The 22,490-nt window shown below is 47.6% G+C and carries 25 protein-coding genes and 1 pseudogene; 8 read left to right on the forward strand and 18 right to left on the reverse strand.

Annotated elements, in window-relative coordinates:
- Positions 1–72: 72 nt before the first annotated feature.
- The 5 genes and pseudogenes from ABK447_RS16215 to fabL all read right to left on the reverse strand — a co-directional run bounded on the left by ABK447_RS16215 (position 73) and on the right by fabL (position 3,980).
- Entirely contained in the window at positions 73–1,815 is a 1,743-nt protein-coding gene (locus ABK447_RS16215) for an ABC transporter ATP-binding protein (RefSeq protein ID WP_012117125.1), read from the reverse strand.
- An 82-nt stretch (positions 1,816–1,897) separates the two neighbouring features.
- Positions 1,898–2,428, reverse strand: coding sequence for a DUF402 domain-containing protein (locus tag ABK447_RS16220; RefSeq protein WP_003155475.1), 531 nt, complete (start codon positions 2,426–2,428; stop codon positions 1,898–1,900).
- A 135-nt stretch (positions 2,429–2,563) separates the two neighbouring features.
- The gene (locus ABK447_RS16225) at positions 2,564–2,830 is read right to left on the reverse strand and encodes a YgaB family protein (RefSeq protein WP_003155476.1); all 267 of its coding nucleotides are present in this window, start codon (positions 2,828–2,830) and stop codon (positions 2,564–2,566) included.
- Positions 2,831–2,990: 160 nt separating this feature from the next.
- Positions 2,991–3,143: pseudogene (locus ABK447_RS16230) on the reverse strand (gamma-type small acid-soluble spore protein); the annotation flags it as partial.
- A gap of 84 nt (positions 3,144–3,227) precedes the next feature.
- The gene (fabL, locus tag ABK447_RS16235) at positions 3,228–3,980 is read right to left on the reverse strand and encodes an enoyl-[acyl-carrier-protein] reductase FabL (protein ID WP_003155478.1); all 753 of its coding nucleotides are present in this window, start codon (positions 3,978–3,980) and stop codon (positions 3,228–3,230) included.
- A gap of 81 nt (positions 3,981–4,061) precedes the next feature.
- On the opposite strand from fabL, the gene ABK447_RS16240 reads away from it, so the two are divergent.
- The gene (locus tag ABK447_RS16240; RefSeq protein ID WP_007408563.1) at positions 4,062–4,286 is read left to right on the forward strand and encodes a hypothetical protein; all 225 of its coding nucleotides are present in this window, start codon (positions 4,062–4,064) and stop codon (positions 4,284–4,286) included.
- Between the two features lie 6 nt (positions 4,287–4,292).
- On the opposite strand, the gene mutY is transcribed toward ABK447_RS16240, so the two are convergent.
- Positions 4,293–5,390 carry an A/G-specific adenine glycosylase gene (gene mutY / locus ABK447_RS16245; protein ID WP_012117124.1) on the reverse strand — a complete coding sequence of 366 codons (1,098 nt, stop codon included), beginning with the start codon at positions 5,388–5,390 and terminating at the stop codon, positions 4,293–4,295.
- Positions 5,391–5,615: 225 nt separating this feature from the next.
- On the opposite strand from mutY, the gene ABK447_RS16250 reads away from it, so the two are divergent.
- A complete protein-coding gene (locus ABK447_RS16250) occupies positions 5,616–6,599 on the forward strand; it encodes a metal-dependent hydrolase (RefSeq protein ID WP_015239434.1) in 984 nt (327 codons plus the stop codon).
- Here the strand turns inward: ABK447_RS16250 and ABK447_RS16255 are convergent.
- The 6 genes from ABK447_RS16255 to ABK447_RS16280 form a co-directional block, all read right to left on the reverse strand.
- A complete protein-coding gene (locus ABK447_RS16255) occupies positions 6,596–9,181 on the reverse strand; it encodes a YfhO family protein (protein WP_094031609.1) in 2,586 nt (861 codons plus the stop codon). The two genes, ABK447_RS16250 and ABK447_RS16255, sit on opposite strands and share 4 nt — an antisense overlap.
- Positions 9,182–9,217: 36 nt before the next feature.
- Entirely contained in the window at positions 9,218–10,198 is a 981-nt protein-coding gene (locus ABK447_RS16260) for a glycosyltransferase family 2 protein (protein ID WP_003155484.1), read from the reverse strand.
- Between the two features lie 210 nt (positions 10,199–10,408).
- Complete coding sequence (locus ABK447_RS16265) at positions 10,409–11,269, reverse strand: alpha/beta fold hydrolase (protein WP_094031608.1); 861 nt, start codon at positions 11,267–11,269, stop codon at positions 10,409–10,411.
- The gene (locus ABK447_RS16270) at positions 11,262–11,597 is read right to left on the reverse strand and encodes an SdpI family protein (RefSeq protein WP_349909099.1); all 336 of its coding nucleotides are present in this window, start codon (positions 11,595–11,597) and stop codon (positions 11,262–11,264) included. The genes ABK447_RS16265 and ABK447_RS16270 overlap by 8 nt, the downstream gene beginning before the upstream one ends.
- Before the next feature lie 85 nt (positions 11,598–11,682).
- Complete coding sequence (locus ABK447_RS16275; protein ID WP_015417063.1) at positions 11,683–12,210, reverse strand: SH3 domain-containing protein; 528 nt, start codon at positions 12,208–12,210, stop codon at positions 11,683–11,685.
- Between the two features lie 132 nt (positions 12,211–12,342).
- A complete protein-coding gene (locus ABK447_RS16280) occupies positions 12,343–12,612 on the reverse strand; it encodes a YfhJ family protein (RefSeq protein ID WP_094031606.1) in 270 nt (89 codons plus the stop codon).
- Between the two features lie 123 nt (positions 12,613–12,735).
- On the opposite strand from ABK447_RS16280, the gene ABK447_RS16285 reads away from it, so the two are divergent.
- The 3 genes from ABK447_RS16285 (at position 12,736) to ABK447_RS16295 (ending at position 14,300) form a co-directional block, all read left to right on the forward strand.
- Positions 12,736–12,888 carry a small, acid-soluble spore protein K gene (locus tag ABK447_RS16285; protein WP_003155495.1) on the forward strand — a complete coding sequence of 51 codons (153 nt, stop codon included), beginning with the start codon at positions 12,736–12,738 and terminating at the stop codon, positions 12,886–12,888.
- 148 nt (positions 12,889–13,036) lie between these two features.
- Positions 13,037–13,948 carry a serine protease gene (locus ABK447_RS16290; protein WP_094031605.1) on the forward strand — a complete coding sequence of 304 codons (912 nt, stop codon included), beginning with the start codon at positions 13,037–13,039 and terminating at the stop codon, positions 13,946–13,948.
- Positions 13,911–14,300, forward strand: coding sequence for a DUF2606 family protein (locus ABK447_RS16295; protein ID WP_094031604.1), 390 nt, complete (start codon positions 13,911–13,913; stop codon positions 14,298–14,300). The genes ABK447_RS16290 and ABK447_RS16295 overlap by 38 nt, the downstream gene beginning before the upstream one ends.
- Positions 14,301–14,339: 39 nt before the next feature.
- Here ABK447_RS16295 and ABK447_RS16300 read toward each other — a convergent pair whose 3' ends face one another.
- The 3 genes from ABK447_RS16300 to recX all read right to left on the reverse strand — a co-directional run bounded on the left by ABK447_RS16300 (position 14,340) and on the right by recX (position 16,789).
- Positions 14,340–15,533 carry an MFS transporter gene (locus ABK447_RS16300; protein ID WP_025284446.1) on the reverse strand — a complete coding sequence of 398 codons (1,194 nt, stop codon included), beginning with the start codon at positions 15,531–15,533 and terminating at the stop codon, positions 14,340–14,342.
- A gap of 143 nt (positions 15,534–15,676) precedes the next feature.
- Positions 15,677–15,991 (reverse strand): YfhH family protein, encoded by a 315-nt coding sequence (locus ABK447_RS16305; RefSeq protein WP_032867739.1) that lies wholly within the window; start codon positions 15,989–15,991, stop codon positions 15,677–15,679.
- 6 nt (positions 15,992–15,997) lie between these two features.
- Positions 15,998–16,789: a recombination regulator RecX gene (gene recX, locus ABK447_RS16310; RefSeq protein WP_015239427.1), complete on the reverse strand. Its 792-nt coding sequence runs from the start codon at positions 16,787–16,789 to the stop codon at positions 15,998–16,000.
- Positions 16,790–16,880: 91 nt separating this feature from the next.
- Between recX and ABK447_RS16315 the strand changes: the two genes are divergently transcribed.
- The 3 genes from ABK447_RS16315 to ABK447_RS16325 all read left to right on the forward strand — a co-directional run bounded on the left by ABK447_RS16315 (position 16,881) and on the right by ABK447_RS16325 (position 18,208).
- Entirely contained in the window at positions 16,881–17,780 is a 900-nt protein-coding gene (locus ABK447_RS16315; RefSeq protein ID WP_012117113.1) for a TIGR01777 family oxidoreductase, read from the forward strand.
- A gap of 55 nt (positions 17,781–17,835) precedes the next feature.
- Positions 17,836–17,946, forward strand: coding sequence for a YfhE family protein (locus ABK447_RS16320; protein ID WP_003155504.1), 111 nt, complete (start codon positions 17,836–17,838; stop codon positions 17,944–17,946).
- 70 nt (positions 17,947–18,016) lie between these two features.
- Entirely contained in the window at positions 18,017–18,208 is a 192-nt protein-coding gene (locus tag ABK447_RS16325; protein WP_003155508.1) for a YfhD family protein, read from the forward strand.
- Positions 18,209–18,246: 38 nt separating this feature from the next.
- On the opposite strand, the gene ABK447_RS16330 is transcribed toward ABK447_RS16325, so the two are convergent.
- The 3 genes from ABK447_RS16330 to mprF all read right to left on the reverse strand — a co-directional run bounded on the left by ABK447_RS16330 (position 18,247) and on the right by mprF (position 22,457).
- Positions 18,247–18,831: a nitroreductase gene (locus ABK447_RS16330; protein ID WP_015417058.1), complete on the reverse strand. Its 585-nt coding sequence runs from the start codon at positions 18,829–18,831 to the stop codon at positions 18,247–18,249.
- A 76-nt stretch (positions 18,832–18,907) separates the two neighbouring features.
- Positions 18,908–19,792, reverse strand: coding sequence for a PhzF family phenazine biosynthesis isomerase (locus ABK447_RS16335; RefSeq protein ID WP_015417057.1), 885 nt, complete (start codon positions 19,790–19,792; stop codon positions 18,908–18,910).
- 94 nt (positions 19,793–19,886) lie between these two features.
- Entirely contained in the window at positions 19,887–22,457 is a 2,571-nt protein-coding gene (gene mprF, locus ABK447_RS16340; RefSeq protein ID WP_094031603.1) for a bifunctional lysylphosphatidylglycerol flippase/synthetase MprF, read from the reverse strand.
- Positions 22,458–22,490 lie beyond the last annotated feature (33 nt).

A 22,490-nucleotide genomic window follows, 5' to 3' on the forward strand; every position in this document is an offset into this window, starting at 1 on the left:
CTTCCGTAAAACCGGGTTTTTTTGCATTCAAAAAAACTTATGCCGCCCATTCGGACGGCATAAGTTTTTGTATCAGTTCAAATTCTGAATCGTAAATAAGTGTCTGTACTGGCCGCCTTGGGCCATTAATTCCTCGTGCGTGCCGGTTTCGACGATGGCGCCGTTTTCCATGACGACAATTTTATCCGCGTGCGTAATCGTGGACAGCCTGTGGGCGACGATAAAAGTCGTCCGGTTTTTCGCAAGCTTTTCCATCGCTTCCTGAATGTAGTGTTCACTTTCAAGATCAAGAGCCGATGTCGCTTCATCCAAGATTAACAGCGGCGGATTTTTTAAGAATACACGCGCGATGGAAATCCGCTGTTTCTGCCCGCCTGACAATTTGACGCCCCGTTCGCCGACTTTGGTTTCGTAGCCTTCGGGGAAGTTCATAATAAATTCATGGGCATTTGCCGCTTTCGCAGCCGCAACCACCTCATCCAGAGACGCTCCCGGTTTACCGATGGCGATATTTTCACGAATCGTCTCACTGAACAGAAACGTATCCTGAAGCACCATTCCGACTTGATTGCGGAGGCTTCTCGCTTCATAATCGCGAATATCTGTGCCGTCAATCAGCAGGCTGCCGCCGGATACATCATAAAAACGCGGTATGAGGCTGACAAGCGTCGATTTACCGCCGCCGCTCATCCCGACGAGCGCGACGGTTTCCCCTTTTGTCACCTTTAAGGAAACGTCCTGCAAAATCGTTTCTTTTCCTTCCTCATAACGGAACGAGACATTTCGGAATTCAACTTCGCCCTTAATGCCGTCAGCTTTTACTGCATTCGGTTTATCAGTCAGTTCATACGGCTCGTCGATAAATTCAAATATGCGGTCCATTGAAGCGATCGACTGGGTCAGCGTCGTCGATGAGTTGATCAATCTTCTGACCGGATTGTACATTCTGTCAATATAGCCGACGAACGCAACCATCGTCCCTACCGTCAGCGGACCGTTTATGACAAAATAACCCGCAAACGCGATAACGAGCAGCGGCGCCAAATCCGTAATGGTATTCACGACTGCAAACGTTTTTGCGTTCCAATTCGTATGACGGATCGCTCTGTCCAGAAAATGTCCGTTTTTTTCATCAAAATTGGCTTGTTCATAATCTTCAATGGCAAAACTTCTGATGACGGGCATCCCCTGAACCCGTTCGTGCAAATGTCCCTGAACTTGGGCGAGTGCCTGAGAACGCTCCCGTGTCAGTTTTCGGAGACGGCCGTAAAAGTATTTCACTGAAATTCCGTATAACGGAAACAAAATGACAGATATCAATGTCAGCTTAACATCGAGTGTAAACATAATGCAGATGACGATCAGCACCGTCATCATATCAAGCCAGATATTCATCAGTCCCGTTATGACAAAGTCTTTTGTCTGTTCGACATCATTTATCACCCGGGAAATGACTTCGCCCGTTCTCGTGTTGGCATAAAACCTCAGGCTCAATTTTTGAATATGATCAAACAATACTCCCCTGATATCATAGAGCACCCGGCTGCCCGTCCATTGCGCGAAGTATTGCCGATAGTACTCTACCGGGGGACGCAGAATTAAAAACAGCACGAACATGATGCCCATTATCGTGAATAGCGATGATGTTTTAGCGCTTGCCGTTCCGCTCCCTTGAATAATGTCATCGACCACGTATTTTAACAGCAGCGGGAGAGCCAGCGGGATGGAGAATTTTATGATGCCGATTAACACTGTGATAAAAATTTGTTTTTTATAAGGTTTTACAAATTGCATATAGCGTCTGATTACGCCCACACTTTATCCCCCTCTCTCTTTAAGGCGTGTGAGCCCATGTGAAAAACCTGTTGACACCCCAACAGGTTTTTTATTGTATTCTTTATTTTGTATAGCGCAGATACCGTTCATACCACATATCAACAAATTCCGGAGCAAACGGTCCTTTCCGCTGATGAATCCAGTGCAGCAGCGTATTCAGATACTCCTTCAGAATGCTGTCGATCTCTTTAGGGTAATTCATTGATTTGCGGTGGTCATCGTATTCATCCTCGTCAAGAATGTTATACGTCATATCCGGAAACACCTTGACATCCAAATCGTAATCAATATATTTGATGGCCTCTCCGTCATAAGCGAACGGCGAGCTGATGTTGCAATAATAGTGTACCCCGTCATCTCTCAGCATTCCGATGACGTTAAACCACTGACGGGCATGAAAGTAGCAGATCGCCGGTTCTCTCGTCACCCACGTCCGTCCGTCGGATTCCGTCACCATTGTCCGGTCGTTGGCTCCGATGATACACAATTCCGTACTTTTTAAAATCGTCGTTTCATTCCAAATTCGATGAAGCAGCCCGTTATGCTTATAGCTGTGAATTTGAATGGTTTCTCCTTCCTTGGGATATCCCATATTTCTCCCCTACTTTCTGTAAAGCCCTGCAGTCAATGCAGCCGCAATTGCTTTCCGACAAGTCTTTTCACTATTATAACGTTACGAATTAAAAAATGAAAATAAAAGAACCACTCCGCTTCCGGAATGGCACATTCATTTCTGCACATAGGAAGACGGCTTTTCCGTGCTGCGATAAGACTGGATGACTTGCTCTGTCTGCCTTTGGAATAACTCCTGTATGCCGGCCAGGTCTTTTCGCTTTGTCGCAATTTCGTCCTGTACATTGTCCAGCTTTGCATCTCTTTCCAGACTGATGAGTTCCGCTTCCACCTGCCGGCAGCGGTCAAGTTCTGACTGCAGCTCGAGAAGCTGATCCATGATTTTCATCTGTTCACTTACAAGCTTTTCAAACTCTGACATCGGGTTCCTCCTTAGGCTTTTAGGTTGATACTCCTTACCATTTCGATTTTACGCCGGAAAACCCTTTGACTCATTCTGTAGAGGAATCACAAGTTTTGTCGTTTTGGCAACAGAAAAAAGCACTTCCATCCGAAGATGAAGTGCTTTTTCGTTTCAGTGATTAGCTGTTTTGCTGTTTGTTTTGTTCAGCAGATTGGTTTTGCTTTCTAACCTGCTGCGCATCAGTTTCACTGCCGAATTCAGTGCCGTATTGACCCTGACCGGAAGCTGATTGCTGGTTTTGTCTTTTCACCTGCTGAACGTCTGTTTTGCTGTATTTTGAGTTTGCCATTGTTATCACCTCCACGCACTTTAGAATGCGCAGGAGATGATAAGGCTATTCATCTTTTTTTAAAACTTATACGAGCAGAGAACGTCCGCCGTCAATAATGATGGTCTGGCCGCGGATCATGTCCGCTTTTGAAGAAACTAAAAACTCCACCGTATCGATCATATCTTTAATTTCGACCATTCTGCCGGCCGGCGTATTTTGGCGGGCATCTTCCAGCAGTTCATCTCTGTTAGGGAAATGCTTCAGCGCGTCCGTATCAATCGCTCCGCCTGACACCGCGTTTACGATGATATTTTTCGGAGACAGCTCAACCGCCAGATAACGGGTTAACGATTCTAAAGCGGCTTTTGAGACTCCGACCGTCGTATAGTTTTCAAGATAGCGGATGCTGCCGAGCGAGCTGATGCTGACGATGTGGCCGCCTCCGTTTTTCTCCATCATCTTTGCCGCTTCCTGGGCGCAGAAAAGCAATGCTTTCGCATTGATATTCATTGTCCAGTCCCAGTGTGTTTCTTCGAGTTCCATGACCGGTCTCAGCACGCCTGAAGCCGCATTATTGACGAACACGTCCAGTCTGCCGAATGTTTCGTCAATCTGGCGGAACATGTCTTTGATTTTTGCCGGCTGGCCGACATTGGCTTTAATGACGAGCGTTTTAACGCCGAGTTTTTCAATTTCTTCGGCGGTTTCTAATGCCGCTTTTTTACTGCGGGCGTAATTGATGACGATGTTGTATCCTTTTTCCGCGAGTCTGATGGCGGCTGCTTTCCCGACGCCGCGGCTGCTTCCCGTGATCAGTGCGCATTTATTTTGTTCCATTTTTCCTCAGCTCCTTGCTGTGTATAGTTCTTTTCATTCAACAAACAATAAAAGCAATATGTGTTGAAAGGGGTCTTTTATATGTATGTCGGACGTGATATGGGCGAATTGGCCATGATGCCCAAAAAAGATTGGAGAGATTCAGAGCTCGCCTATTTCCATCATGCCTTCCAGCAAATTATGCCGTATTTAAACGAAGAAGGCCAGTCCAAATACCGGGAACTGATTCAGGAAATCGAAGCCCGCGGCGGACTGAAACGGAATGAAGCGGATTACGGCCACGGCACTCGCGTCAGCTATGACTGACGTTTTTTACAGGCGGCCGCTTTCTTCCGCCATTTTCCATATCTTTTGATGGGAAACGGGAAATGCGTATTCCTCGAGCTCCTCTTTTGTGACCCGTATGAATTCCGTTGTATCCGACACTTGTTTTACTTTACCGAAAAAGACCGAAATATTCCAGACGAGATGGGTGAAAACATGTTCTACGATGCCTTCCAGCTCCCCGATTTCAGCGGTTGTTCCCATCTCTTTTTCTAAATAGGCTTCAAGCTGCTCTCTTTCGGTTTTGATTCCTTTCTGGGTTTCGGTATTCGGAAACTCCCACAAGTTGGCGAGCAAGCCTTTTGGCGGCCGTTTATGAATATAGACATCGCCTTGATCGTCTGTCAGCACAACGGCTGCCATTGTTTTTATTCCGGGCTTTTTCTTTTTGCTTTTAACGGGCAGCTCCCGCTCTGTCCCTTCCGCAAATGCCGAACAGTGCTTTTGTACGGGGCAAAGCAGGCAGGACGGCGATTTCGGGGTGCAGATGATCGCGCCGAGCTCCATTAAACCCTGATTGAATTCAGATGGTTTTTCATGAGAAATGAAAGCGGATACCGCCTGTTCGAAAATGGTTCTGGTTTTAGGTTTTGCGATATCGTCCCATATGGAAAGAATTCTCGACATGACACGCATCACATTGCCGTCTACGGCGGGAATCGGTTTGTTGTATGCGATGCTGAGCACGGCGCCTTTTGTATAAGGGCCGACGCCTTTCAGTCCGCCAAATTCCTTTTCCTCGGCAGGGACGACTCCCCCGTACCGCTCATGCACTTCTTTTACGGCGCTTTGCAGATTTCTTACACGGGAGTAATAACCTAGCCCTTCCCAGGCTTTGAGCACTTTTTCCTCATCGGCTTCAGCGAGCGCCGAAACGGTCGGAAATTGCTCAACAAACCGCCGGAAATAAGGGATAACGGTTTCTACGCGCGTCTGCTGCAGCATCACCTCTGATACCCACACCCGATATGGGTCCTGATTTTCTCTCCACGGCAGAATTCTCTGTTCTCTTTCGAACCATGTAATTAAGTCCTCGCGAAATTTGTCTATATCTTTTTGTTTCATTTTTTCTTCAAGTGCGTTCATATCTTCTCCTCAGATGTTTCGGGTTCCGCTTTTCTTGACACCTTATTTTGGTGTAAACTTAGGGCACGTTACGATAATATGTTACATTAAATAGTGATAAAGAAAAAGCGGAAACATATGAGAACGGCGGATAAACGCCATGATTGGGCAAACAGAAAATGGGGAATATCTTATAATGCGAAATATGCGGGCGACTGATTGTTAACGCCTGCTAGGAGGTCAACAATGGATACTGGCACTCACGTTGTCATGGGTATCGCGCTTGGCGGAATCGCAACTCTTGATCCTGCCGTCGGCATGCACACCCCCATGTCTCAGGCAGTTATGATCGCCGCTCTTGCCGGCTCTCAGGCACCTGATATTGATACCATATTGAAGCTGAAAAATAATGCCGTTTATATTCGAAATCATAGAGGGTTCACGCACTCCATTCCCGCCGTTTTATTTTGGTCCGTTCTGATTCCGGGTATTTTGTTTATGTTTTATCCGGAAGCGAACTTTTTGCACTTGTGGCTGTGGACGCTTCTCGCTGTCGTTTTGCATGTGTTTGTTGACATTTTTAACGCGTACGGCACGCAGGCCATCCGCCCGTTTTCGAGAAAATGGATCGCTCTCGGTTTAATCAATACCTTTGATCCGTTTATTTTCGTCAGCCATTTGGCCGCGATTGCCATGTGGTATATCGGAGGTCATCCGGGCGTGACATTTCTGATGCTTTATATCATCCTCGCAGGATATTACGCCGTCCGGTTTTTGATGCAGCTGCGGATAAAGCGAAGGCTGCGCGAAATGATTGAAGAGGAGATTGAAACCATCATTATTTCGCCGACGATGAAATTCAGGCAGTGGCGTATCGCCGTGACGACGGCGCATGCCTTTTATGTCGGCAGAAGCCTTGACGGCCATGTCGTGATATTGGATACATTCAACCGCGTGCCCGTTCCGGAAACCGATGTGATGAAGGCCGCAAAACAGGACGAAAATATTGCAGCCTTTCTTTCATTTTCCCCCGTTTACAGGTGGGAGGTCGATACCTTTAAAGATCATTATGAGGTGCGTTTTATTGATTTACGCTACCGGAGCAAAGGCCACTATCCTTTTGTCGCCATCGTCCACCTCAGTCATGATTTAGAGCTTCTCTCTTCTTACACGGGCTGGATTTTCAGCGAGGAAAAATTGCAGAAAAAATTAAAGCTCGGCTCTGTTTAAGAGCCGGGCTTTTTTTGTCTTCTCACATATATAACCGCAAACACGAGGCTGATCACCGATAGAGCGGCCGCGGGTTTAAAAAACGGCGGGTAATACGTTAATTGAATATCGTTTTTTCCTTTTTGCGCTTTAAATCCGATAAAGGAATAATCCGCTTTTTCAATCTGCTCTTTTCTGCCGTTTATCTTCAGCTCCCAGCCTTTTTCATATGGAATCGGAAGCATGATATACGGCGCGCGGGTTTTGTTATCATACGAGATATGAAGCGTATTTCCGCGCCAGCTGAGATCGGCCCGCGGTTCTTTTTCCGCTTTTCGGTATGCGCTTTTCAGCGTATCGTACCGTTCTTCATAAAGCGCCAGTCCGTCAAGCTGATAAGATCCTTTCGGCAGACGGATTTGGATGTTTTTTGTTTTCGGCACTCTCACAGTAAGATCGTTGACACCTGTTTTGTAAATGGATTGATTCGATTTTCTCGTTGTCGTGTAATCGTTCACTTTTAATGTAAAGCCCTGGTCCTTCGCTTTATTCTTCAAATAAAAGCTGACGTAATAATCGCCGCCGTCCATCTTAGCGGCTTGCGGCGTAATGACCAGGCCGCCGCCGTCTTCGTTTACCGTCAGGATGCCGTTATGATAATCGCCATGTTCGGCCGCTACCTCTGCATGGCGGATCATATTTTTCGCCTCAGGCGCTTTTTTCGTGTTGGTTGTGCTTGATTCCATGACGATCCCGTCAAGCATTGCCCGTTCCCTGGCAAGGGCGGGCGCTTTTTTCAGGCCGCCCTCGTTATATACGCGATCGGCTGTCCGTACGAACGGAAGCATATATTGATTTTGATAAACCGCATAATGGGTTGATTCCATGATTTTTTTGAACCCGTACGGCACGCCGGCCTCGTTTGTTTTTTCCGTCATATAATATTTTCCGTAAAGCAGGCTGTATAAATTAGCCCTGTTTCCTAATGTGGCATAGCGGCTGACGCTTTCTCTGCCCATGTCAATCTGGAGGTCGTGCCAGTAAAAGGACAGCAGATTGCGGTTCAGTATACTTGAGTAAACGCTGAATCCGTTGAACCCGTATATGATCGGGGTGTTATTGAAAACACCGTTCATCCAATCTAAACGGGCAAACGGATCAGGGTCTTTTTCTTTCAGACGCTGAATGAGCTCTGATTGTTCTTTGCCTTTATAGTCAGCACCCGTCATAAATGTATGCGATACCGTATAAATCTTCCCGCCTTCTGATAAAGCATATTTTTCATATGTATTAGCCGTAAGCACAGCTGTAAGCAAAATGACGGCATAGACGGCGGGCACCGCGCCTTTCAGTCTTGTCTTTGCTGCAAAGAAAGCGGCTATGCTCAGCACCAGAAGAAGGATGACGGGCAGGTTGGCGTGATCAGAAATATCCAGACTGTACCGCCTCACCTGGCTCCAATAGAGCAGAACGACGAGTACGGCGGACATCAGCATACTCTTCATGCTGATGTCTGAAAGCTTAGAAAGCCCTGCTGAAACCGTTCCGGCAATCGTGAAGCACAGGACGTATTCAAACCTGTTCTGCGGAGCTGAAAAACCGTTAAAGGCACTTGCCGCGAACGGACTGAAGTGAAACAGAATATACAGCAGACTGATTCCCGCAAATAGCCGAAACAAGCGGTTTTTGTATAAAGTAAATGTAAATAGAAAAAGCAAAAAAGCCGCCGGCAGGATGATTATCCTGCTAGAAAATAAAATGTTGTCGGAAAAATCAAGCCATGCAATATGCTCTGAATACGGAGGCCGCAGATTATGAAGGTATCCGTATACGACAGGAATAAAGGAAACTGCGCTTATGCCGAACCCGAGAAGGCCCGACAGAATAAATATCCTGCATTGAGTGAGCTTTTTCGCCTCATTGCCTTCAAGGGGGATCACCCACCTGAATAAGATATAAATGCCGATGAAAATCAGATTAATATACGCAAAATAAAAGTTGTTGATCAATGTCAGCGCACAGGCGAAGATAAACCACGCCGGCTTTTTTTCCCGGATGATTTTTTCCGCGCCCAACACAAGCAACGGCAGCCACACCATACTGTCAGTGAAAAAGTCCCAATATACCTCATGCCGGAAGTAAATAATCGAGACCCCGTACAACACGGCGCCGGCAAAAGCAGGCACCGTCCGTTTGACGAAATAACGGAACACACACGCCGCCGTGAATATGATAAAACTCTGCTTGGCAATGCTGATAAAAACGGAGGCCTGCGCCCAAAACAGCGCATCAGCCTCACCCGTCAGCTGAATAAGCTGCAAAAAGCGGACAGCGGCGGAGATAAACAGGAATAGAAAAGAAGTAGAGAAATAATAGCCGAGCTGACTGTACACGCCCCCGCCCAGTCCGAACGAATAGCTGTAAAACAGCCTGCCGTTCATATATTGATCAAACAGCAGCTTTTTGAAGACCGCCATTTGGGCGATCCCGTCTCCAGACCCCGTCATATAGCGGCCTGCCGACCACTCTTTTAAGAAAAAAATATGAGCGGCTGCCGCAGCCAGCACACAGGCTGCCGGCAAGATCCATTTATTTTTTTTCATACAACGTCCCCAGACCCTGCGCACAGCGGCGGCTGTTTAATGGTTCCACTTGCGCTTTTTTGTATAATTCGTTTCATTTTGTTCTCCGTACGTTATATTCGCTTCTTTAATTAAATAGTGCGGGCGTTTTTTTGTTTCATAGTAAATCCGGCCGATATATTCTCCGATGATGCCGAGACTCAAAAGCTGGATGCCCCCTAAAAACAGCACGGCGGAAATAATGGTGAAGTATCCGGGTACGGACACGCCGTGTGTCAGAATATGAACAAAGGTCGTTACAATATACACCATCGACAGAAGCAATATCAGAATACCGGTGAAAAAGCATACCCTAAGGGGCTTGTTGTTGAAGGAGACGACCCCGTCCATTCCGTAGTTGAACAGATTGCTGAATGACCATTTGGACGTGCCGTTCTTCCTTTCGACATTTTCATAAAATACGATTTTCTGGTCAAACCCGATCCAGCAGAACAGCCCTTTCGAGAAACGGTTCCCTTCACTCAGCTTCAAAAGGGCATCAACGGCCTGCCGGCTCAGCAGGCGGAAATCTCCGACCCCGTCACGCAGGTCCACTTCGACGGCTTTGTTGATAAATTTATAATACAGGGAAGAAAGCACGGAACGCACGGGGCTGTCCCCTTTTCGGTTGCGCTGCGCGATGACTTGGTCATACCCTTCTTCATAGCCTTGAATGAAGTCTTTCAGCAGATGGGTCGGATGCTGCAGATCGGCGTCCATCACGATTACCGCTTCGCCCTGCACGTGTTCAAATCCTGCCAAAATGGCCGCTTCTTTTCCGAAGTTGCGGGAAAAAGATATGTATTTGACGCGATGGTTTCTGGCGGCCAGTTCTTTAATCTGCTGAAGGGTGTCATCCGCGCTTCCGTCATTGATGTAGAAAATTTCATAGTCATAATGAATCGTCTGAAACTCTTTTTTTAAAGATTCATGGATGAGCTTGACGTTGTTCCCTTCATTGTAAGACGGAATAATAATTGAGATTAACCTTTGTTTCATGAAGGCACCTTCTTTGTATTATTCTTTTTTTAGGACGGCCTTAAAGGAATTGTCCGCAAAACTTCAGTAAGGCTTTTCCTTTTTTTAATGACGTTTAAACCCTTTTTTTGTTACAGGGAAAGAAAATTTTTTCTGCATATGGTTTATATTTTGTCATGTTTTTCGGCAGATATGAGAAAAAAAAGAAAAAGTCTGTACGCGGGACAGACTTTATTGCTGAAGGTATTCATGAATCAAATGGCTGACGATGCGCGGTTTTTCGTGAATGACCCAATGTGAGGCATCATCTATGAAGATTAAGTCGCCGGTTGGAATCATCCGTTTTGTTTCCTTGGCGAGCTTTTTGCTCAGCGCTCGGTCATTGACGCCCCATATTAATCGGTACGGAACGGGCATTTTAAGCGGAACGGCAGGGCCTAAACCGCCGGCTCTGATCGCCCGGTACCAGTTCAGCATCGCCGTGAGCGCTCCTTTTCTGCCCCAAGCTTCTTTGTAGCTGTCGACATCTTCCCGTGAAAAAAGCGCCGGTCGTTCGGATAAGCCGATCGCGTGATCCAATACGCGGTAATTGTCTTCAGACAATCTCCGTTCCGGCTTTTCCGGAAGCTGAAAGAAAGCAATATAAGAGCTTTTCTTCCACTGCGGCGGGTAGAACGGTGTGACCTTCCGCATAACCGCCGGGTGCGGGATATTGACCGTGATCAATTTTTCAACGTATTGCGGCCGCGTGGATGCCAAATGCCAGGCCACGGCTCCTCCCCAATCGTGGCCGATGACGACGGCTTTGTCATCTGTAAAATGAGTGATCAGCCCGATAATGTCGTCTCTGAGCGTATCAATGGTATAGTTTTCAATGCCCTCCGGTTTGTCACTGAGATTATAGCCGCGCTGATCAGGCACGACAACATGGTATCCGGCATCCGCCAGCGGTTTGATCTGGCTTTTCCAGCCGTACCAGAATTCCGGAAACCCGTGCAGCAGCACCGCCAAAGGACCGTCTTTCGGACCGGCTGAAGCCGTGTGCAGCGTCACTCCGTTTGTTTCGATCATGTGAAACGTAATGTCATTCATCGATTCTCCTCCCCGTTTGTTTCAATCTTCTTTCTGTTAAGACGATGATCAGTACGCTGATCACAATCAACAATACGGCCTGAACGATCAGGGCGAACGGCTGAGTCAGCCGGATAAGCAGGCTGACCGCAAATCCAGCTGCCGCCGAAATAAGGCCGAACAAAATCATGAGGAGCGCACTGAATCGATTGCCTTCTTTCCACTGCGACTCATCCGCCATAGAGCGCTTCGTCCGATATCCGTACAGGCTGTTGATCGACTTCGGCGGAAAAAATGTGACTGAAATGCCGGCCGCAGCCATCAGAAGGCCGCCGATTACCATTATCATATCCGTCACTCTCCTTTTCATCTTTTACGAAAGGAAAGACAGAAGGTTTCAGAAAAAAAGCAGGCTCATTCGCCTGCCTGAATCTTTATTTTTGAGTTAAGTCGGCCGTTTTCACATAACCTGCTTTCCCGCCGTATGTGACGTACGCCCATTTACGGTCAAACCCTCCGTCATGGCTGAACCCCCAGCCGAGCACATTGACGGTTTCACCCGCTTTAACGGACCCTTTTTTGCCGGTTTCCAAAGTCGGCGTATAAAAAGCGGTTTGTTTCGCCGTCACCGCCTTCACCGGCTGCTTCATCAGAAAATGTGTGGAGATATAGGCTTTGTGACCTTTGTAGTCAATCTCAGCCCAATCTGCTCCTTGAAGCCGTTTAACCTTTACGGAATCCTCTGAACGAAGCGTGCCGATAATCGAGCCTTGTTTATTTGGTTCTTTGCGGACGTTAAGTTCTCCTGCTTTCACGATATATGTATCTGCTGCGGTGTCTATTTTTGTCTGGTGAACTGCTGCGGCATTCGCTGCCGGATCGAAAAAAACGGTGCCTGCGGCTAAAAATAAGCAAAGTCCTGCGGCCGGAATAAATGCGGTTAACCCCTTTTTCATGTTCATTGTGGTTCCTCCCCGCTATTTTATAAGTTATTACACATTTCCACATTCCGCCGGTCGCCAAACATGATTTTTCTATTTCTTTTATAAAAAGTAAAAACCGCCGGACTTGTATCCGGCGGGCGAACTGCTATGTTAATGCAGGAGACCCCTGCTTTGATCCAAATAATGAGAAATGTCTTCCCGAACGCTCTGGAACATATGGAGCTTGCTGCCGTATGATTCGATCCATTCCTTGACGACGCGTTCCGTCATTTGCTCTCCTTGATACGGGCGGCCGGCTTTTGCGTAAGTTGCTTCGAAATCTCCCCATAAAAGCTCAACCCAAGTTCGCGCTTGCAAATAGCTGAGCATGTCATTTTTCTCAAGCAGCAAATTCGTCAGTTTGTCGATATATGTATTCATGTCTCTGTCTCCTTTCCTTGGGAAAACCTGCTGCTTTTACGCAGCTTGTCACAGGCATATACTAACTTTACGTCTTCAGTCCAGAAGGCGCAACCTTTTGATATTGGCCGAGGGGGAAAACAAATGGTCCGGAACAAGGCAAAAGGATTTCCTAATCAGAACAATAATAAGTTTGAAGGCGAACCGCGGGCAAAGGATGACTACGCTTCTAAACGGGCGGACGGTTCAATTAATTCGCACCCGCAAGAACGCATGAGAGCTTCAGGCAGGCGATAACACACACACCGTAAGAGACCGGGAATGACCCGGTCTTTTTTTTTTGCGGAAAAAAACATCCTTTTGCGGTCATAACGCTAAATAAATTCCATAATATGTTAAATGTTAAAACGAAAGCCGGTAGACAAAAAAGGAGGGGTTTTATAAAATGAAGACAGTTTCAAAACGATTGCTGAGCCTTACCGCATTCTTACTGTCAGTTTCATTATTTGCTGTTTCAGCAGAAGCAGCGGGCAGCCCGCAGACATCTGTATCAAACAGCGGTGAGGAGTTTGACGCACATCAGAATCAGCCTGTACAAACAACACAGACATCCCCCGCTTATGAAGGAACGGGCCTCACCAAAAGACAGCTTGCACAAAACAGCAAAGCTGACATCAAGTCATTAAAGCCTTCCAGTATTATTGGGACAGACGAACGAATCAGAATTTCTTCTACAACATCATTTCCATATCGAGCGACAGCACAGCTGACCGTTACATACAGCGGCAGCACAAGCACCTACGGATGCACCGGTTTTTTTGTCAATGCCGACACGATCGTTACGGCGGGACATTGCGTGTATGACCAGAAAAACGGCTGGGCATCGAAAATTACGGCAGCTCCCGGCCGCAACGGATCATCGTACCCGTACGGCTCTTATTCAGGCAAGACATTCTACAGTGTCAAAGGGTGGACAGAAAACGGTGACACAAACTACGACTACGGCGCAATCAAAGTAAACGAATCGCCCGGGAATACCGTCGGCTGGTACGGCTACCGGACGACCAACAGTTCCAGTCCGGCCGGGCTTTCCTCAACCGTGACAGGATATCCGTGCGACAAAGTGTCCGGTTCCATGTGGTCGGACAGCAAGCCGATTCGTTCTGCCGAGACATATAAACTCACTTACACGACAGATACGTTCGGCTGCCAGAGCGGATCGCCCGTTTACCGCAATTACAGCGACACCGGCCAGACCGCCATTGCCATTCATACAAACGGCGGGTCGTCTTACAATCTGGGAACAAGGGTGACAAACAGTGTATTCGACAACATTCAATATTGGTCAAATCAATAAAGCTTTGGTTTTCTTTCTCGCCGCGGCCGTTTTATGCGGATGCGGCAAAGCGGATGATTCTGCCGCCAAAAAAGCATTGCCCGTTACGCTCCATGTTGAGGATGCAGACGGTTCACCGGCGGCCGGTGTGACGGTCACCGTGATGAAAGCGGCGGAGTCAGATCATCAGCCGAATATAGACCGCGGAGAGATAATAGGCAAGACTGATCACCACGGCGAGATTGCATGGAAAAGCGGCGCGAAAGGAACCTATGCCGTCGTTTTTGAAAAAGAAGGGGTACCGGAAACCCGGAATATGTCCTTAGCCGAGAGTGATAAACATACGGTGATCAGCATTACATTGAAACACTGAAAAAAGCTTGCAGGCGGAATATCCCCTGCAAGCTTTTTGTTATCCTTTATGCACTTGGTATTCATAAACATCTTTCTTCTCAGACAGATGAGCGAACGTGGAAAGCACAAGGCCGAGAGCCGTCATCAGCGCACCGCCGGCAAACAGCCATGAGTAAGATCCCGTTCCCCCGAGAATCAATCCGCCGATCCAGGCGCCGAGCGCGTTTGCCAGGTTAAAGGCGGAAACGCTCACCGCAGCGGCGATTGTCGTGCCGTTTTCAGAGGAAGAAATAACCTTGGTCTGCAAAAGCGGCGGCGTGCCGAACGCACATGCGCCGAATAAAAATGTCGCTGAAACCGCGGCGGCGGGAAAAACAGCGATATAAGGGAAAATCGCCAAGACGCCGATCAAGCCGATCATCACACCGATCATCGTGCGTGTCAGCAGTTTGAGCGGCACTTTCCCCGCGAAGAAATTCCCCGCCACTCCGCCGAGACCGTAGGCAAATAACGCACCTGTGATGCCGACTGTGCCGAACCCCGCTGAATCTCTTAAAATCGGCTCAATAAACGTGTAAGCGATAAATACGCCTGAGTAGCCGAGAATGGTGATCGCAAAGGAAAAAATCACTTGTTTATGCTTAAAGACACTCCATTCATTCATCAGCATCGGAATCACTTTCGGTTTCCGGTTCGGTACGACCAGCATCAGTCCGATCAGCCCGATCATGCCTAAAACGGAAATAATGAAAAAGACGGCCCGCCAGTTAAGGGCATCCCCTAAATAAGAGCCGAACGGGACACCGAGCATCAGCGCCACGGTTAATCCGCCGTTCATGGAAGCCGCGGCGGCGGAACGTTTTTCAGGCGGCACCATTTCACTCGCAAACACCATGGCGATCGCAAAAAAAGCTCCGTGGATGGATGCGGATAAAATTCTGGAAATCGCCAGCACGGCGAAGTTCGGCGCGAAGACGCTCATCAGGTTGGCAAGGACGAAGATGCCCATCAACCCTAGCAGCACCGGCTTTCTTGGCAGCTTAACCGCGATAATGGTTACGATCGGGCCCGTCAGGCAGACGCTTGCCGCGTACGCCGTAACAAGCATGCCCGCTGAAGATACATGTATATGAAAGTCATCGGCAATCGACGTCAGAATACCCATGACAGCATATTCCGTATACCCGATGGAAAATGTGCAAATCATTAAAACAAAAATCATTAATTTCACTGATGGCTGTTTCATTTTGATATTCAACGCAAATCGCCTCCTTTTTATTAAAAAACAACGAATTCCATCTTAAAAGATATCAAAAATGAATTCAATCATTTTTTACTGAAAGTATGAAACGAATGTGCCTGAAAAGAAAAAGAGGCCGGAACCGGCCTCTTTTGTTATTTTTTTTCTTTTAAAACGGAAATCGGCAGTGCTTCTTCCCCGTCAGACGGGGAAGATCTGTGTCCCCAGGCGAATACGCCGTTGATGTAATCAATGCGGAAAGTGTCATCAGAACCTTCTATCTGATACACCCCGCCGGGCCGAAAGTCTTCCGGGTTCAGCATGTAAGCTTTGGCCATCGTAATTTTCCGTTCAAGCACGGCCAGTTCATTTACAATGCCCATCTGTTCCGCTTTTCGCGCTTTTTCCGTCAGTCCCGCAATTTCTGTCTGTAGTTCATGAGACGTCATTTGACTGTATCGTTTGTCCATTTCAGTTTACTCCTCTTCCTGCAAGAATTGATCAATATCGTCAATCGAGAATCCTTTTCTGAATAAGTACTGTTTAACCTTCATTCCGCTTTCATAACTGCCGTCATAACGGTATTTCCTGATCGCTTTTTCCGCATGAGCCTTCAGAGCTTCCATCTCGGCTTCATCGTCATTCTCATACTCCGTCTGCTCCAGAGCGGCATTGATGACGTCGAAAGGGAAACCTTTTCGCTGAAGCTGCATCTGCGCCCGCTGTCTGATCTCTTTTGTGGACAGCTTTTTGTCTTTTTTCAGGATTTTGCCGATATGTTTCAGCGCTTCTTGTATCTGCTCATCAAATGTAAACGCACTGAGCGTCTCCTTGATGGTATCGTCGTCTATTCCTTTCGCTTTCAGCTCGCGGAACAGGACGTCAGGGCCTTTGCCGTTTGTTTTTTTGTGGGTGCTCGCATAGGCTTCGGCAAATTCTTTGTCATTTAAGTAGCTGTAATCGTACAGTTTATGGATGACTTCAGAAATGACCATGTCCGGCGTTTCTTTTTTCTTCAGATGATCCCGGACTTCTTTTTCAGAGCGCATCCGGTATGATAAAAATTCTACGGCGCGGTTAAAGGCTTTTTTCACGTCATCGCCGTACTGGATTTCAAGAATGTCAAGCTCGTCCAGTTCTTTCCCTTTTTTCAGGTCAAAACGCACAAGCACGTCGGCGTCGACGCTGAATGCATATTTCTCATCAAGAAAGATGTTGAAGCGCTCGGTATTTTTCTTTTGGGTCGATATTTTTGTAATAAAGGGCATCCCGGTCTCCTTTCCCGCCCCGATGTTCAGGCGTTTTTCTTTTTGGCAAATGAGGTACAGTATATGTATCAACGTGTAAGGAGAGATGGATATGAATATCGCGATGACAGGCGGCACTGGTTTTCTGGGCCGGCATCTGACAGGTGTGTTTACCCGCCGGGGACATCATGTCTATATTTTATCAAGAAAACAGAGAGAAACCGAACAAAAAAATGTGACATATGTTCAATGGCTGGCCGAAAACGCGGCGCCTGAGCGCGAGCTTCCCCCTATTGATGTATGGGTGAACCTCGCCGGCAAATCCATCTTTGACCGCTGGACGGACACAACGAAGGAACAAATCATCTCAAGCAGACTAGAAGCGACGAGAGAAGTCAGACGGATTATGAAGCAGCAGCCGAAAAAACCCCGGGCTTTGATTCAGGCCAGCGCCGTCGGCATTTACGGCACAAGCACAGAAAAAACGTTCACCGAACAGTCAGATACGTCAAATGAAGATTTTCTCAGTCATACGGCTCATATGTGGGAACGTGAAGGCCAGAAAATTGAAGCGCTCGGCATCCGGACGGTATATGCCAGATTCGGGGTGATGCTCGGTGAAAAAGGCGCCCTGCCGCTCATGGTTCTCCCTTATAAGCTGTTAGCCGGCGGCACCATCGGCTCTGGACGGCAGTGGCTGTCATGGGTTCATGTGGATGACGCCGCGGAACTCATCGCTTTTGCGGCGGAGCATGATGACTTGTCCGGTCCCATGAATGTGACATCGCCGAACCCCGTGGAAATGAAGCAATTCGGAAAGACGATCGCAGGCGTCCTGCACCGCCCCCATTGGATTCCCGTACCGGAACTTTTTCTGGAGAAGGCCTTGGGAGAAATGAGCCTGTTGATCGTAAAAGGCCAGCGCGCCCTGCCTAAGCAGGCGCTGACATCCGGTTTTCAATTTACGTATGAAGAACTTGATTCCGCTTTAAAGGATCTCTTATCTGCATAAAAACGGAAATAAAAGCCAATCCTATTGGTATTCTGTTTTGAAGGAGGGTCTTCTTTTGGAAAAGAAGCGCGAAAAACATCAGCAGGGAGCCAATCTGAAAAAAATGCAGGAAGTCCTTTATTCCGGGGAATTCAAAAAAGCGGAAAGAGCAGCCAAACGGAAATAAACTGAATAAAGTCCGGAACCGGGCAGATACTATGTTTGTTTGATATCACTTTTTTCAGGGGGCGATTGATATGGGCAGAAATCATACTCACAAAAACCGTGATAAAAACAAACAAAAACTTCCTCAAGTTCCGGATGCTTTGAAACGCGAAACAGACGGCACATATGAGGAATATTCAAGCGAGCTTGCTGATTCCGCTGACCGCGAAGCGCAGGCGCGGATGAAAGCCGCTGACAACAGAGCTAAAAGCAAAACCCGCTAATACGAAATCCCCGCCTCTGTATAGAGACGGGGATTTTTTTACAGTTCGGTAAACAGGCTTTTTGCAGGCGTCCGTTCTTTCGCCTTAGGCTGTTCATCCGGATAGCCCGTTTGAATGATGGCGGCAAAGCGCTCATTGTCAGCAAGGCCGAAGTCTTGGTGCACCTGTTTGTCATACATAATGCGGCCGCTTTTCCAGACCATGCCGATGCCGTTTTCATGTGCGAGAAGCTGAAGGTTTTGAATCATGCCGCTCAGCGCCGCAAAATCATCGTTTCTCGTAAATTCATTTTCATCTTCTTTAAAGACGACCAGCAAAAATCCCGGAACGGCGCTGAGATTTTTTCTCATGTTCCGCTCTTTTTCCTCGTTGAAATCATCTTTTATCTTTTTGAAAAATGAGACGTAGCTGTCCGCAAGCTTTGCTTTTCCCGCTTCGCTTGCTGCGTAGATAAAACGCCATGGCTCCGTCAGCCTGTGGTTCGGTGCGTAAACGGCGGTTTCAAGCATATCTAATATGACTTCAGAAGGTACGGTTTCCGGTTTAAACGACCGGATGGATCTTCTGTTTCTGATTGTATGTGCAAGACTTTCGTTTTGCTGTAATTGTTCGGTTTTCGGCATGCCGATTCACCTTCCTATCCAAATGAAAATGATTATCATTTATAATATAACGGATACGACCGGCTTTTGTAAACCGTTACGGAAGCTGAAAATTGATTGTTTCGGCATACACGGCCGTTCCCGTCATCTTGATGTTCATCTCTCCGTTTTCCTCCGTGATCCTGATTTCCACCTTTCCGTCTTTCCCGATTTCCTGGCCTTGTTCAATCGTGAGGCATTCGGCTTCAGAGCCTCCGTATTGCCGCATATAGGCTGCCATGACGCCTGAAGCGGTTCCCGTGACGGGATCTTCGGTCGTTCCGGAGAAAGGGGAAGAAAAATGGCGTCCGTGCAGATCACTTTCCGGATGAACGGTTTCCAGAGAAAACGGATGAACGCTCGCTTTCGGAAGATCGCGCAAAATAGCGGGGAATTGTGCGTTGTCCGGCACCATATTCCGTGATGCTTTAAGTGATCTCAGCGGAACAATCAGTGTCCAGATCCCCGTTGATCCGTAAACAATCGGCAGCCCGCTGTGAAAATCCTCAGCCGTAATCCCGAGCGAGGCCGCAAGCTTTTCTTTGTCGCCCGTAAACGGCAGAAATTGCGGGGGAGCCTGATCGAGTGTGATGTATACCCGGCCGTTTCGTTCAGCGGCTTTTGCGGGAAGAATGCCGGCTTTTGTTTCAATTTGATATATCTGATCAGCCTGAAGCCTTCCCTTTTCAATTAATGCGTAAAGAGAGGCGACGGTAGCATGTCCGCATAAATTCATTTCGTGGCCGGGTGTAAAATAGCGGATGCGCAGATCGGCTTCCCCGCTTTTACAGAGAAATGAGGTTTCATTGTACCCTGCCATTTCGGCGATCATCTGCATCTCTTCATCTGAATAATCATCTCCGTTAAAGACGATTCCCGCGGGATTTCCCAAATCCGGAATATCGGAAAACGCTTCATATTTAAACACGGTTGCCTGTTTCATTCATCAGCCATCCTTTCACCTTATGATCATGTTATTCAGTATAACAGAGTGAAATTAGAATTTTTAGTCAATTATTCAAAAAAAAAGACGCCTTTTAACGGCGTCTTTTTTTGGTTTTTCCGATCAGGCGGGTGACGAGGATCATCGTGACGGACAGCGATCTGTTTTTGCGGTACGCCAAGTATTTCCCGCGCCACTCCGGTTTGTATTTTTCTTTAAAGGCCCGCAGCCCGCTGAAGCTGTACATATACCGGACGTTGTTGAAGATGACGGCCGCGATTCTTTCCGACCAGAAAGATGTAAAAGCCGTTCCTACGTTTGACAAAGGCGCCATGCCCATATTGAAGGTGGTATAGCCTTTTTCCTGCGCCCAGAGAAACAGACGGATGAAAAGCGCGTCCATAATACCGTTCGGCGCGCTTTTCCGATAACGCATCAAGTCGACGGATATCTCGCCTTCCTGATACATCGGCATCAGGTTGGCAAAAGCGATGATCTCCCCTTCCGCGTCTTTCACGTAAGCAATCGGCGCCTGTTCCAAATAATCCCGGTCGAAGAAACCGAGAGAAAAACCTTTCTCTTTTTTCGGTCCGAGCCATTCGTCCGAAATGTCTTTCAGCTTGGCGATAAACTCGGAGGAAAACGGCGGTTCCCCGACATGAAATGTGTAGCCTTCGCGGTCAAATTTGTTGTTAATCGCCCGCAGCCCCGCTTTTTTCTTACCTGAGAGCGTAAAGGCCTCCATATCCACGAACGCTTCTTCTCCAAGCTTGAAGAAGTTATAGCCGAAGTCATGGTACAGCGCCAGATCTTCACGTTCGATCTGATAAAACATGACACTCAGCCCCTGCTTATGCGCTTCATTCAGAAATTCCTCAATCACAAGCGGAAAAGAGTCTCTCTGTCCTGACGGATCACCGAGCACGACAAGCCTTCTGGAAATCTGGCTGAACAATAAAAGCGCTTTGCCGTCGCTTGAGAAATAAAACCGCTTATCCCCGAGAAAGCCGAGATGGCTGAGCGCATTTCCGCCTTCTTCCGCCAAAAAGGACTTCAGCCGTTCAGGATCGGCCTCTTCTCCGATCGGCTTCGATCTTTTATGATAAAAGAACGTAAACAAAAGGAAAAACAGCGGCACAACAATAATGGCCGTCATCGTGGCATATGTAATGTGCGAATTGTTATGGACGAAATAATCGTGGCGCAGCAGCCGATTCATTTTATCCCAAATAAAGCCGGCAATGAGATTGTAGTTAAACAAGGCGATAATAAACAGAGCGGCCGCAAAAATCATCTGGCCGAGCGTATACGAAGCCTGCTCTCTGATAAACTGCCGCTTTAACAGCACAAGCAATACGATGACGACAGGCAGAATAAAGATCGCGCTGATGTTCAATCCTTTTAAGAAACTGAACACAAAACCGCCGACCAGCGCGGCAACCGCCATTGAATAAGAACGTTTCGTCCGTTTGTATAATTCAATCGGCAGGATTAATAGAATCAATGCCGCACTTAGCGATAACGCGTTAAACGCAAGGAGCGCCGGGCGCGGAATATGCGGAATGACCGTCTCCCTGTCAATCGGCAATGCGACGGATGCAAGCACGACCACTCCCGACACGAAAACCAAAAGCGACAGCGAGCCGTAAAGCACTCTGATTAAGATCCCGCGCTGCAATACGAGAAGCACGTTCGTCGTTTCTACGGCAGGCGCCATCTTCGGATTTGATTCCAGCCGTTTCAGCGTGTTTTCCGTTAAGTCGCCGGCCGCAAAGAACAGCCCGAACACAAACGGAATAAATGAATACACAATCCGGTAGATGACGATGGATGTCACGACCGCCTCCTGCGGAAAACCCATATTCTGCATGCCGAGCAGAAACAGGAGGTCAAACGAGCCTAATCCGCCCGGCACAAGGCTGATGATTCCCCCGATAGCGGCTATCGCGAATACACCGAATACATGGCGGACATCTGCGTGAATCCCCATGACATGCAGTGAATAATACATAACGACGGCCGCCGCAAACCATTCGGCAAACGAAGCCCCGATATAAGAAAAAATCGGATGCCTCAGTTTTGCTTCACCATCTTCCGTTCGAGCTTTTTTATTGTTGATCCAAGCGGCGATTAAGGCCACCGGCACAATAAGCGCCACGCCGGCGATGACAGCCCACATCCACGGCTTCTCGCCTGTGATTTCGCCCACCGGCAGCACCCGGGCGACAGTCAGAATACTGAAGACCGACAGCCCGAGCAGCGCTGAAGAAGTAAGCCAGGCAATGCCTGCGACAAGTCGTTTTACGTCGTTCGTATGCTCTTTGTACAGCATCGTCCGCAGTCCGACGCCCGCCAGACCCCCGAATCCAAGGACATTGTTAAAGGAATTGGCGATAAAGGAGACCCTGAACACTTTCCAATTCGGAATGTTGAGCCGCAGCGTCCGTTTCAGCACAAAGTCATAAAAGGACATCGCACTGACGGCAAGGAGGCCGAGCAAAACGAGGATAAATAAATCGTACCGCTCAATCCCGTTAATAATGTACAGCGTGCGTTTAAAAGAAAGATCTGTCAATTCCTTCTTCGACTGATAAATCACTAAAAGCAAAACTGCAATAGGAAATAATACTTTTAATATTGATAAGGCATTCTTTTTAGTCAGCAATGTTCTCTCCAATCATCATAAAATAGCTTATAT

This window comes from Bacillus sp. hwrm1 (genome assembly GCF_040207805.1).
Lineage (GTDB): Bacteria > Bacillota > Bacilli > Bacillales > Bacillaceae > Bacillus > Bacillus velezensis.